Annotated in this window: 10 protein-coding genes; all 10 read left to right on the top strand. The window is 56.3% G+C overall.

All coding sequences use genetic code 11. The features are described 5' to 3' along the window. Positions 1-86: 86 nt before the first annotated feature. Positions 87-1,439: a sigma E protease regulator RseP gene (gene rseP, locus AC1ME2_RS06575; protein WP_480439980.1), complete on the top strand. Its 1,353-nt coding sequence runs from the start codon at positions 87-89 to the stop codon at positions 1,437-1,439. Positions 1,440-1,513: 74 nt separating this feature from the next. Then, a complete protein-coding gene (gene bamA, locus AC1ME2_RS06570; protein WP_480439979.1) occupies positions 1,514-3,886 on the top strand; it encodes an outer membrane protein assembly factor BamA in 2,373 nt (790 codons plus the stop codon). A 37-nt stretch (positions 3,887-3,923) separates the two neighbouring features. Further along, positions 3,924-4,427 carry an OmpH/Skp family outer membrane protein gene (locus AC1ME2_RS06565; RefSeq protein ID WP_480439978.1) on the top strand — a complete coding sequence of 168 codons (504 nt, stop codon included), beginning with the start codon at positions 3,924-3,926 and terminating at the stop codon, positions 4,425-4,427. Between the two features lie 2 nt (positions 4,428-4,429). Continuing rightward, positions 4,430-5,485, top strand: a complete 1,056-nt coding sequence (gene lpxD / locus AC1ME2_RS06560; RefSeq protein ID WP_480439977.1) for a UDP-3-O-(3-hydroxymyristoyl)glucosamine N-acyltransferase — start codon at positions 4,430-4,432, stop codon at positions 5,483-5,485. 113 nt (positions 5,486-5,598) lie between these two features. Next, positions 5,599-6,039, top strand: coding sequence for a 3-hydroxyacyl-ACP dehydratase FabZ (fabZ, locus tag AC1ME2_RS06555; RefSeq protein WP_480439976.1), 441 nt, complete (start codon positions 5,599-5,601; stop codon positions 6,037-6,039). Then, a complete protein-coding gene (gene lpxA, locus AC1ME2_RS06550) occupies positions 6,036-6,812 on the top strand; it encodes an acyl-ACP--UDP-N-acetylglucosamine O-acyltransferase (RefSeq protein ID WP_480439975.1) in 777 nt (258 codons plus the stop codon). Before fabZ ends, lpxA begins: the two co-directional genes overlap by 4 nt. Further along, positions 6,812-7,951 (top strand): lipid-A-disaccharide synthase, encoded by a 1,140-nt coding sequence (lpxB, locus tag AC1ME2_RS06545; RefSeq protein ID WP_480439974.1) that lies wholly within the window; start codon positions 6,812-6,814, stop codon positions 7,949-7,951. Before lpxA ends, lpxB begins: the two co-directional genes overlap by 1 nt. 11 nt (positions 7,952-7,962) lie before the next feature. After that, on the top strand, positions 7,963-8,604 hold the full coding sequence (gene rnhB, locus AC1ME2_RS06540; RefSeq protein WP_480439973.1) for a ribonuclease HII: 642 nt from the start codon (positions 7,963-7,965) through the stop codon (positions 8,602-8,604). 65 nt (positions 8,605-8,669) lie between these two features. Next, the gene (gene dnaE / locus AC1ME2_RS06535) at positions 8,670-12,191 is read left to right on the top strand and encodes a DNA polymerase III subunit alpha (RefSeq protein WP_480439972.1); all 3,522 of its coding nucleotides are present in this window, start codon (positions 8,670-8,672) and stop codon (positions 12,189-12,191) included. Between the two features lie 136 nt (positions 12,192-12,327). Beyond that, positions 12,328-13,275, top strand: coding sequence for an acetyl-CoA carboxylase carboxyl transferase subunit alpha (gene accA, locus AC1ME2_RS06530; protein WP_480439971.1), 948 nt, complete (start codon positions 12,328-12,330; stop codon positions 13,273-13,275). The last annotated feature ends 45 nt before the right edge of the window (positions 13,276-13,320 follow it).

Genomic DNA, 13,320 nt, shown 5'->3' with positions numbered 1-13,320 from the left:
AGATTAGACGGCGCAGGCGATTGTGGTGGTGTGAGGTGCAGAAGGCGCTTTCACACTGTACAAGGCAGGTCCCCGGAGAGAGATTGATGAGCGCGCTCTATATGATTGTCGGCACCCTGGTGGCATTGGGTGTGCTGGTGACCTTTCACGAATTTGGCCACTTCTGGGTGGCCCGGCGTTGTGGCGTCAAGGTTTTGCGTTTCTCGGTGGGTTTCGGCATGCCGCTGCTTCGCTGGCACGATCGGCAGGGCACTGAATACGTGATCGCAGCCATCCCGTTGGGTGGCTACGTGAAAATGCTCGACGAGCGCGAGGGTGAAGTGCCACCGGATCAGGTTGATCAGTCCTTCAACCGTAAAACCGTGTATCAGCGTATTGCAATTGTCATCGCCGGTCCGATTGCCAACTTCTTGCTGGCCATCATATTTTTCTGGTTCCTGGCAATGCTAGGCAGTCAACAGGTGCGTCCTGTCATTGGTACGGTCGAATCGGGCAGTATCGCGGACAAGGGTGGCTTGAGCACCGGGCAAGAAATTATCTCGGTTGATGGCGAGCCGACGTCGGGCTGGGCTGCGGTGAATCTGCAGCTGGTGCGACGTCTGGGCGAGAGCGGTACCGTCGTTCTGAACGTACGTGATCAGGGCTCGACGGTCGACTCTCCCCGTGAGCTGGCGTTGGATAAATGGCTCAAAGGTGCTGACGAGCCAGATCCGATCCGCTCGCTGGGTATTCGCCCATGGCATCCGGCCTTGGCGCCGGTGCTGGCCGAACTCGATCCTAAGGGGCCCGCGCAAGCTGCTGGCTTGAAGGCAGGTGATCGACTTGTAGCACTCGACGGTCAAACGTTGAGCGATTGGCAACAGGTCGTCGATTGGGTCCGTCTGCGGCCAGATGCAAAAGTTTCTCTGCGTATCGAGCGTGAGGGTGCGCAGCTTGATGTGCCGTTGACGCTCGCGGTGCGAGGTGAGGGGAAAGCTGCGACCGGTTATCTGGGGGCAGGGGTAAAAGGTGTCGACTGGCCACCTGAGATGTTAAGAGAGGTTAGCTTCGGACCTCTGGCCGCTGTGGGGGAGGGCGCGAGGCGCACTTGGACCATGAGTGTGCTGACTCTTGATTCGCTCAAGAAAATGTTGTTCGGCGAGCTCTCTGTAAAAAACTTGAGCGGACCGATAACCATTGCTAAAGTGGCGGGCGCTTCGGCCCAGTCGGGGATAGGTGATTTCCTGAATTTCCTCGCTTATCTGAGTATTAGCCTGGGCGTTCTCAATTTGTTGCCCATTCCAGTGTTGGATGGGGGGCATTTGTTGTTTTACCTGATCGAGTGGGCGCGGGGTCGTCCGCTCTCGGATCGGGTGCAAGGTTGGGGGATTCAGATCGGTATTAGCTTAGTGGTCGGGGTGATGTTGCTTGCCTTGGTCAACGATCTGGGTCGACTGTAAAGCTTCGCTGAATTGCGAATCTGCCGCATTTTGCGGCAGTTTGTTTATTGCCAGTTGGAATAAGAAAGGACTTCATGAAACGTCTGCTGCTAACTGCGGTTCTCGCCGTACTGATGATCGCCGAAGTTCACGCCGAGTCCTTCACTATCTCCGATATCCGTGTCAATGGCCTCCAGCGGGTATCCGCTGGCAGCGTCTTTGGCGCCTTGCCGTTGAATGTCGGCGAGTCTGCGGATGATCGTCGTCTGGTGGATGCCACTCGCGCGCTGTTCAAAACCGGGTTCTTTCAAGATATCCAACTAGGCCGCGATGGCAATGTCCTGGTCATCACTGTGGTCGAGCGGCCTTCCGTTTCGAGCATCGAAATCGATGGCAACAAGGCGATTTCCACCGAAGACCTGATGAAGGGGCTCAAGCAATCAGGTCTGGCTGAAGGTGAGATCTTTCAGCGTGCGACCCTTGAAGGCGTGCGCAACGAGCTGCAACGTCAGTACGTCGCGCAGGGTCGCTATTCGGCTGACGTCGCCACCGAAGTCGTGCCTCAACCACGTAACCGCGTGGGCCTGAAGATCAATATCAATGAAGGTACGGTCGCGGCTATCCAGCACATCAACGTGGTGGGTAACAGCGTCTTCCCGGATGAGGACCTGATCGGTCTGTTCGAGCTCAAGACCACCAACTGGCTGTCGTTCTTCAAGAACGACGACAAGTACGCTCGGGAAAAACTCTCCGGCGACCTGGAGCGTCTGCGTTCTTACTACCTTGATCGCGGCTATATCAACATGGATATCGCTTCGACTCAGGTGTCGATCACGCCTGACAAGAAAAGCGTCTACATCACGGTCAACGTGAATGAAGGCGAAAAATACAGCGTCAAGTCGGTCAAGCTGAGCGGCGATTTGAAAGTGCCCGAAGATCAGGTCAAAGCCTTGTTACTGGTCAAGCCCGGTCAGGTATTCTCGCGCAAGGTCATGACCACGACGTCTGAGCTGATCACCCGTCGTCTGGGTAACGAAGGCTATACCTTCGCCAACGTCAACGGCGTACCGACGCCGAACAATGAAGATCACACGGTTGATATCACCTTTGTGGTGGACCCGGGCAAGCGTGCTTACGTCAACCGCATCAACTTCCGTGGTAACACCAAGTCCGCAGATGACGTGTTACGTCGTGAAATGCGTCAGATGGAAGGGGGCTGGGCGTCGACCTACCTGATCGACCAATCGAAAACCCGTCTTGAGCGTCTTGGCTTCTTTAAAGAAGTGAACGTCGAAACGCCTGCGGTGCCGGGCACCGACGATCAGGTTGATGTCAACTACGCCGTTGAAGAACAAGCGTCCGGTTCGATCACCGCCAGCGTAGGTTTCGCCCAGAGTGCGGGTTTGATCCTCGGGGGTTCGATCAGCCAGAACAACTTCCTGGGTACAGGTAACAAGGTCAGTATTGGTCTGACGAAAAGCGAATACCAGACTCGCTACAACTTCGGTTATGTCGACCCCTACTGGACCGCAGATGGCGTGAGCTTGGGTTACAACGCGTTCTACCGTACCACCGACTACAAAAACCTTAACGTTTCTGTAGCCAGCTATGCTGTAGACAGCTTGGGTGCAGGCGTGAGCGTCGGTTACCCAATCAATGAAACCTCGCGCCTTACCTTCGGCCTGACAGCGCAGCAGGATCAAATCAAGACGGGCGTGTACACCGTCGACGAAATTTTCAACTTCGTTAATAGGGAAGGCGATAAATACCTCAACTTCAAGGCGTCGGCCGGCTGGTCCGAGTCAACCTTGAACAAAGGTGTGCTGGCCACGCGTGGGCATTCCCAGAGTCTGGTATTTGAAACCACCACGCCAGGCAGTGATTTGTCGTTCTTCAAGCTTGATTACCGTGGCCAGTACTTCCACCCGCTGACCGACAATTACACCCTGCGTCTGCACACCGAGCTAGGTTATGGCGATGGTTTTGGTAAGACCTCTGGCTTGCCGTTCTATGAGAACTACTACGCGGGTGGTTTCAACTCGGTTCGTGGCTTCAAGGACAGTACCTTGGGCCCTCAAAGTACCCCGAGTAATGGCCATAACCCAGGCACATCGGCAGATCCAGATCAGAGCCCACTACCGTTCGGTGGTAACGTACTGATTCAGGGTGGCGTAGAGCTTATGTTCCCGTTGCCATTCGTCAAGGATCAGCGCTCTTTGCGGACCTCTGTATTCTGGGACGTAGGTAATGTATTCGACACCAATTGTGGGCCTGCAACTGTCACGACAACCGGCCAGAAAGTTATATGTAACGGTGTGGAACTCAACCAATTGGCAAGCTCTGTGGGTGTGGGCGTGACATGGGTTACTGCATTGGGTCCGTTGAGTTTTGCCGTGGCTATGCCGGTCAAAAAGCCGGAGAACGCAGAAACACAAATATTCCAATTCTCTCTCGGTCAGACCTTCTGATCATCGATAACGACAACGGATTTTGTAGGAGTGCATCGTGCGTAAGTTGACTCAGCTGATTATCCTGGCCACTGCCTTGATAGCGACTCCAGCGTTTGCTGAAATGAAAATTGCAGTGCTGAACTATCAAATGGCCCTGCTCGAATCAGACGCGGCAAAGAAATATGCCGTGGATGCTGAAAAGAAATTCGGCCCACAATTGACCAAGCTGAAAGCCCTTGAAAGCAGTGCAAAGGGTATTCAGGATCGTCTGGTTAGCGGTGGCGATAAGATGGCGCAGCCTGAACGTGAGCGCCTTGAGCTTGAATTCAAGCAAAAGGCCCGCGATTTCCAGTTCCAATCCAAGGAACTGAACGAGGCCAAAGCGGTTGCTGACCGTGAAATGCTGAAGCAACTCAAGCCGAAACTTGATCAGGCAGTAGAAGAAGTGATCAAAAAAGGCGCGTTTGACTTGGTGTTCGAGCGTGGCGCTGTGATTGATGTCAAGCCTCAGTATGACGTCACTCGCCAGGTGATCGAGCGCATGAATCAGCTGAAGTAATCATGGCCGTGACCATTAAACTTGGCCAACTGGCTGAGTTCCTCGGCGCCACATTACGTGGCGCGGCGGATAAAGAGATTACCGGGCTGGCCACTTTGCAAGAGGCCGGTCCTGGTCAGGTAACTTTCCTGGCCAATCCTCACTACCGTAAATTTCTTGCTGATTGTCATGCCGCTGCCGTGCTGCTTAAGCCGGCAGATGCAGAGAACTTTACCGGTGATGCGCTGTTGGTGCCTGACCCTTATCTAGCCTACGCAAAGATTTCCCATTTTTTCGACCCCAAGCCCAAGGCATTGCCTGGGGTGCATCCGTCTGCAGTGATTGCGGCTGATGCGCAGGTCGATGCTGCTGCCAGCGTGGGTGCGTTTGCCGTTATCGAAAGCGGCGCTCGTATCGCTGCCGGAGTCACCGTGGGCGCTCACTGTTTTATCGGTGCTCGTTGTGAAATTGGCGAAGGAGGTTGGTTGGCGCCGCGGGTCACGCTTTATCACGATGTACGCATTGGTAAGCGTGTGGTGATTCAGTCGGGAGCAGTGCTCGGCGGTGAAGGTTTTGGTTTCGCCAATGAACAGGGCGTCTGGCAGAAAATTGCGCAGATCGGCGGTGTTCTGGTCGGTGACGATGTGGAAATCGGCGTCAATACGGCTGTCGATCGCGGCGCGTTAGCCGACACATTGATCGGCAACGGCGTCAAGCTGGATAACCAGATTCAGATCGCACACAACGTGCAGATCGGCGATCACACCGCTATGGCGGCGTGTGTCGGTATCTCGGGCAGTACCAAGATTGGCAAGCATTGCACCATCGCTGGCGGTGTCGGCATGGTTGGGCATATCGAAGTGTGCGATGGTGTTTTCGTCACAGGTATGACCATGGTGACCCGCTCGATTACCGAGCGGGGGGCCTATTCTTCGGGGACTGCGATGCAGCCTGCTGCGGAATGGCGCAAGAGCGCGGCGCGTATTCGTCAGTTGGATGACATGGCGCGGCGCCTGCAGCAACTGGAAAAGATTGTCGAGGCCGTGACCTCGGGCGGTAATGATTCATCTGATGGCTGATACCCTTTTTATATCAAGCGTGCACAGCCGATAGACTGCCTCCTTGATTTGCTACAGGAGTGCTGCGCGTCAGTCGCGCACTCCCAATCTTTACTACAGGCTTCCCCCACGAAATGATGGACATCAACGAGATTCGCGAATACCTGCCTCACCGCTACCCATTCCTGTTGGTGGATCGTGTGGTGGAGCTGAATGTCGAGAGCAAAAGCATTCGAGCCTATAAGAATGTCAGCATCAATGAGCCTTTCTTCAACGGTCACTTTCCTCAGCATCCAATCATGCCGGGCGTTCTGATCATTGAAGCGATGGCCCAGGCCGCTGGTATCCTGGGCTTTAAAATGCTGGACGTGAAGCCATCCGAAGGCACGCTATATTACTTCGTAGGCTCCGACAAACTGCGCTTTCGTCAGCCGGTGCTGCCTGGCGATCAGCTGATTCTTGAAGCCAAATTCATTAGCTGCAAGCGTCAGATCTGGAAATTTGAATGCCAGGCTTCGGTCGACGGCAAACCGGTTTGTTCCGCAGAAATTATCTGCGCGGAACGTAAACTATGAGTTTGATTGACCCTCGCGCAATCATCGATCCGACGGCCATTCTGGCCGACAATGTTGAGGTCGGCCCATGGTCGATCGTCGGACCTGGTGTGGAAATCGGCGAGGGTACAGTCGTTGGGCCGCATGTGATTCTCAGGGGCCCAACGAAGATCGGTAAGCACAACCGCATCTACCAGTTTTCATCGGTAGGCGAGGACACGCCCGATCTCAAGTACAAAGGCGAAGAGACGCGTTTGGTCATTGGTGATCACAACGTCATTCGCGAAGGTGTGACTATCCATCGCGGGACCATTCAGGATCGTGCGGAAACGACCTTGGGTGATCACAACCTGGTCATGGCCTATGCACACATTGGTCACGACAGCGTCATCGGCAATCACTGCATCCTGGTCAACAACACCGCGTTGGCCGGGCATGTACACGTCGATGATTGGGCGATCCTCTCCGGTTTTACGCTGGTGCATCAGTTCTGTCATATCGGCGCCCACAGCTTTTCAGGCATGGGCACCGCGATTGGCAAGGATGTGCCTGCGTTCGTTACTGTGTTCGGTAACCCGGCTGAAGCACGTAGCATGAACTTCGAAGGCATGCGCCGTCGTGGGTTCAGCGAAGAGACCATTCACGCGCTACGCCGAGCCTATAAGGTGGTTTATCGCCAGGGGCTGACTGTCGACCAGGCCATCGCCGAGCTCGCCGAGCCTGCGGCGTTGTTCCCTGAAGTCGCAGTGTTCCTTGAGTCGATTCAGACGTCGACCCGCGGCATTACTCGATAATGAACAAGGCACTGCGAATCGCGCTGGTAGCAGGCGAAGCGTCGGGCGATATCCTGGGTGCGGGTTTGATGCGCGCGATCAAGGTTCGTCATCCGTCTGTCGAGTTTATCGGTGTCGGTGGTCCGCTGATGCAGGCCGAAGGCATGGTCTCCTACTTCCCGATGGAACGCCTGGCGGTCATGGGGCTGGTCGAGGTGCTGGGCCGACTCAAAGAGCTGTTGGCCAAGCGCAAGCAGCTTATTCAGACGTTGATCGGCGAAAAACCGGACGTCTTCATCGGTATCGATGCCCCAGACTTCACGCTCAATATCGAACTCAAGTTACGGCGTGCCGGTATCAAGACCGTGCATTACGTCAGCCCGTCGGTCTGGGCCTGGCGGCAAAAGCGCGTATTGAAGATTCGCGAAGGCTGCGATCTGATGCTGACGCTTCTGCCCTTCGAGGCCCGTTTCTATGAAGAGAAAGGCGTGCCGGTGCGGTTTGTCGGTCATCCCTTGGCTGATACTATCCCCCTTGAGTCTGACCGCGCCGCAGCGCGAGCGGAGTTGGGTTTGGCTGACGGACCGCTGGTTGCGCTAATGCCCGGGAGTCGGGGTGGTGAAGTCGGGCGCCTCGGCGGCCTGTTCTTCGACGCAGCGGAACGCCTGATGGCCTTACGTCCGGGTATTCGATTTGTTCTGCCGTGCGCAAGCCCCGAACGACGCGCCCAGGTCGAGCACCTTCTGCAGGGGCGCGACTTGCCGGTGCTGCTACTCGACGGCCGCTCGCACCTGGCGCTTGCGGCGTGCGATGCGGTGTTGATCGCATCCGGCACGGCGACACTTGAAGCGCTGCTGTACAAGCGACCCATGGTCGTTGCCTATCGCTTGGCACCGATTACCTTCTGGATACTCAAGCGTCTGGTGAAAAGCCCTTACGTTTCTTTGCCTAATCTGCTCGCCCAGCGTTTGCTGGTCCCGGAATTGTTGCAGGACGCAGCAACCGCCGAGACCCTCGCGCAAACGCTATTGCCGCTGCTCGATGGCGGCGATGCGCAGACTGCAGGCTTCGATGCCATTCACCGGATCTTACGCCGCGACGCCTCCAATCAGGCCGCCGATGCGGTGCTTGGCCTGTTGGGTCAGTCGCCCTCACAGTGAGTTCGCAATAAATGCAAATGGGTTTGGACTTCAATCTGGTGGAAGACTTGGTTGCCGGTGTCGATGAAGTCGGTCGCGGCCCGCTGTGTGGCGCGGTGGTGACTGCTGCTGTCATCCTCGATCCACGCCGCCCGATCCTCGGCCTCAACGATTCAAAAAAGCTCACCCCGGCTCGCCGCGAGAAACTCTACGACGAAATCTGCGAAAAGGCCCTGTGCTGGTACATCGCCCGGGCTGAAGTGGAAGAAATCGATGAGCTGAATATTCTTCACGCGACCATGCTGGCCATGAAACGCGCTGTCGAGGGGCTGAGCATTACCCCGAAGCTGGCGCTGATCGACGGCAATCGCTGCCCGCAATTGTCCGTGCCCAGCGCACCGGTGATTCAAGGTGATAGCAAAGTTCCGGCAATCGCAGCTGCGTCGATTCTGGCGAAAGTCAGCCGTGACCGCGAAATGGCGGCTTTCGAGCTGATTTATCCGGGCTATGGCATCGGTGGTCACAAAGGCTATCCGACCCCTGTTCATCTTGAAGCGCTGGCTCGCCTTGGGCCGACTCCGATACATCGGCGCTCGTTCGCGCCGGTGCGGGCGGCGTATGAAGCCCGCGAGTTGCTTGTGCAAAGTCGGCTCACGATGGTGTCGCCGGGCTGATGTTTTGACCAAGGCCCGGTACAATCCGGGCCTTCGTTTTTTGTATTTCGCGCTATAGGATCAACATGCCGGCTTCTTTCGTTCATCTACGCCTGCACACTGAATACTCTCTGGTCGATGGTCTGGTCCGGGTCAAACCGTTGGTCAAGACCTTGGCGAGCATGGGTATGCCGGCTGTGGCCGTGACCGATCAGAACAACATGTGTTCGCTGGTCAAGTTCTACAAGGCCGCCATGGGCGGGGGTATCAAGCCTATTTGTGGTGCAGACCTGTGGTTGTCGAACAAGGACGAAGATGCTGTGCTGAGTCGGATCAGCCTGTTGGTGATGAACGCCAAGGGCTATCGCAATCTGACCGAGCTGATTTCCCGTGGCTTCATCGAAGGCCAGCGCAATGGCCAGGTGATCGTCGAGCGGGAATGGGTCGCCGAGGCCAGCGAAGGGTTGATCGCGCTGTCGGCGGCTAAAGAGGGCGAAATCGGCATGGCGCTGCTCGGAGGTAATCCGGGCGAGGCGGATCAGTTGCTGCGTGAATGGATGGCCGTATTTCCAGACCGCTTCTACCTGGAAGTACAGCGCACCAACCGCCCCAATGACGAAGAGCACCTGCACGCTGCCGTTGCCTTGGCTGACCGTCATGGCGCACCGCTGGTGGCGACCAACGATGTACGCTTTATCAAGCAGGAAGACTACGAGGCTCATGAAACGCGGGTTTGCATCGGCGAAGGCCGGGCGCTGGATGACCCGCGCCGTTCGCACAACTACAGCAATCAGCAGTACCTGAAAAGCGCTGCGCAAATGGCCGAGTTGTTCAGCGACCTGCCCGAGGCGCTGGAAAACACGGTCGAAATTGCCAAGCGCTGCAATATCGATGTGAAGCTGGGTACTCACTTTTTGCCCAACTTCCCGATTCCCGATGGCCTGACCATCGATGAATATTTCCGCAAAGTATCTTTCGATGGCCTGGAGGACCGCCTCTCGGTCCTGATGCCCAGGGATACGACTGAGGATTACGAGGCCAAGCGTCAGGTCTATGTCGATCGGCTGAATTTCGAGCTGGATATCATCATCCAGATGGGGTTCCCCGGTTACTTCCTGATCGTGATGGACTTCATCCAGTGGGCCAAAAGTAACGGTGTCCCGGTGGGCCCCGGCCGTGGGTCGGGTGCCGGTTCGCTGGTGGCTTATGTGCAGAAGATCACCGATCTCGACCCGCTGGAATATGACCTGCTATTCGAACGGTTCCTCAACCCGGAACGGGTTTCGATGCCCGACTTCGACGTCGACTTCTGCATGGATGGCCGCGACCGCGTTATCGAGTACGTGGCCGAGAAATATGGTCGTAACGCGGTCAGCCAGATCATTACCTTTGGTTCGATGGCGGCCAAGGCCGTAGTGCGGGACGTCGCCCGGGTTCAGGGCAAGTCCTATGGCCTGGCTGATCGACTGTCGAAAATGATTCCGTTCGAAGTCGGCATGACGTTGGAAAAAGCCTACGAACAGGAAGAAATCCTGCGCGACTTCCTCAAGGTCGACGAGGAGGCGGCAGAAATCTGGGAGATGGCCCGCAAGCTCGAAGGCATCGTGCGTAACGTCGGCAAGCACGCCGGTGGCGTGGTGATCGCGCCGACCAAGCTGACCGACTTCTCGCCCATTTATTGCGATGAAGCGGGCGATGGCCTGGTGACCCAGTTCGACAAGGATGACGTCGAGGCGGCAGGGCTGGTGAAGTTCGACTTCCTCGGCCTGCGGACACTCACCATCATCGATTGGGCGCTCAAGACCATCAACCGTGAGCGCGCCAAGGTTGATGAAGCACCGCTGGACATCGCCTTTATTCCGCTGGACGACAAGGCGACTTATACCCTGCTGCAAAAAGCCGAAACCACCGCCGTGTTCCAGCTTGAGTCGCGCGGCATGAAAGAGCTGATCAAAAAGCTCAAGCCCGACTGCCTGGAAGATTTGATCGCATTGGTGGCATTGTTCCGCCCAGGCCCGCTGCAATCGGGCATGGTGGACGACTTCATCAACCGTAAGCATGGCCGTGCCGAGCTGTCCTATCCTCACGTTGATTACCAGTACGAAGGACTCAAGCCGGTATTGGCACCTACCTACGGCATCATCCTGTATCAAGAACAGGTGATGCAGATTGCTCAGGTCATGGCCGGTTACACCCTCGGCGGTGCGGACATGCTGCGTCGGGCCATGGGTAAGAAAAAACCCGAAGAAATGGCCAAGCAGCGTGGCGGCTTCATCGAAGGCTGTACGAACAACAATATCGAGCCGGAGCTGGCCGGTAATATTTTCGATCTGGTGGAAAAATTCGCCGGTTATGGCTTCAACAAGTCCCACTCGGCTGCTTATGGCCTGGTGTCGTACCAGACCGCCTGGCTGAAAACCCACTACCCGGCGCCTTTCATGGCTGCGGTACTGTCTGCGGACATGCACAACACCGACAAGGTTGTGACCTTGATCGAAGAAGTGCGCAACATGAAGTTGCGCCTTGATGCGCCGGACGTGAACACCTCCGAATACAAATTTACCGTAAGCGAAGACGGCCGGATTCTTTATGGCCTCGGTGCCATCAAAGGTGTCGGCGAAGGCCCGGTAGAAGCCATTACCGAGTCGCGTTTGGCCGGGCCGTTCAAGGACCTGTTCGATTTCTGCGCGCGCGTGGACCTCAAGCGCATCAACAAGCGGACCCTCGACGGCTTGATCCGCAGCGGTGCGCTGGATCGTTTGGGGCCGTATTTCGAAATCGAGCCGAAAGCCTATCAAGCCAATATCGACCGCAATCGCTCGGTACTGCTGGCTGCGCTGGAAGAAGCGATTCAGGCCGCAGAGCAGACCGCTCGCAGTCGTGACAGCGGTCACTCTGATCTGTTTGGCGGCTTGTTCGTCGAAGAGGATGCCGATGTCTACGCCAACCATCGCAAGGCCAAAGAGCTGAGCCTTAAAGAGCGGTTACGTGGTGAGAAAGAAACCCTGGGCCTGTACCTTACCGGGCATCCTATCGACGAATACGAAGGCGAAATTCGCCGTTTCGCTCGTCAGCGCATCATCGACCTGAAGCCGGCGCGAGACACGCAGACGGTTGCCGGTATGATCATTGCGCTGCGCGTCATGAAGAACAAAAAGGGCGACAAGATGGGCTTTATCACCCTTGATGACCGCTCTGGACGAATAGAAGCGTCGCTGTTTGCCGAAGCCTTTCATTCGGCGCAGTCGCTGCTGCAGACCGATGCGATGGTGGTGGTCGAAGGGGAGGTGAGCAATGACGACTTCTCCGGCGGGTTACGATTACGTGCCAAGCGGGTGATGAGCCTGGAAGATGCCCGAACCAATCTCGCTGAAAGCCTGCGCCTGAAGGTGCATGCGGATGCGCTTAAGGGCGATCGCCTGCGGTGGTTGGGCGATTTGTGCAAACGCCATCGCGGTGCCTGTCCGATTACCGTGGACTACACAGGGGTGGATGCCAAGGCTTTGCTGCAGTTTGGCGAGACCTGGCGAATTGATCCGGCGGACAGCTTGATTCAAGCGCTGCGTGACCAGTTCGGGCGTGAGAACGTCTTCCTGCAATACCGTTGATAGCGCAGACCCTGTTAATACAGCGTGCGCTCAACCATAATTTTTAATCTCGACCTGAATGCGCCTGTTCCCGTAAGGTAAGGCGCTAACGGATCAACCGGCCGGCCTCTTGGCCGTCGACCCAAGACGGATGCCTATGAACCCGAATTTTCTTGATTTCGAACAGCCGATCGCTGACCTGCAAGCCAAAATCGAAGAGCTGCGCTTGGTCGGTAATGACAACTCGCTGAATATCGGCGACGAAATCTCTCGTCTGCAAGAAAAGAGCAATACGCTCACCGAAAGCATTTTCGGCAACCTGACCAGTTGGCAGATTGCGCGCATGGCGCGTCATCCGCGTCGCCCCTATACCCTGGATTACATCTCGCACATCTTCACCGAGTTCGACGAATTGCACGGTGATCGGCACTTTTCCGATGACGCTGCCATTGTCGGCGGTATTGCGCGTCTGGACGACCAGCCAGTGATGGTGATCGGTCACCAGAAAGGCCGTGAAGTGCGCGAAAAGGTTCGCCGCAACTTCGGCATGCCACGTCCTGAAGGCTATCGAAAAGCCTGCCGCCTGATGGAAATGGCCGAGCGCTTCAAAATGCCGATCCTGACCTTTATCGACACCCCGGGCGCCTACCCGGGTATCGACGCCGAAGAACGCAACCAGAGCGAAGCCATTGCCTGGAACCTGCGTGTCATGTCCCGTTTGAAAACCCCGATCATTGCCACTGTTATCGGCGAGGGTGGTTCCGGTGGTGCGTTGGCCATCGGCGTTTGCGATCAATTGAACATGCTGCAATATTCGACCTACGCGGTTATTTCTCCAGAAGGCTGCGCATCGATTCTGTGGAAAACTGCCGAAAAAGCACCTGATGCCGCTGAAGCCATGGGCATTACGGCTGACCGTCTCAAAGGTTTGGGTATTGTCGATAAAGTCATCGGTGAACCTTTGGGCGGCGCCCATCGTGACCCGGCAACTGCTGCCGCCTCGATCCGTCTGGAATTGAGCAGTCAATTGGCAATGCTCAAGAAGTTCGATACCGAAGAGTTGCTGGCGCGCCGTTACGAGCGTCTGATGAGCTACGGCCTCTGATTGAAGCGGAGCGCTGCGCGCTATTCGCAGGCAAGCCTGCTCCCA

The organism is Pseudomonas sp. ASL9 (genome assembly GCF_056680335.1).
The sequence above is the reverse complement of the archived record's forward strand: the minus strand, read 5'-3'. Positions and strand labels throughout refer to the sequence as shown.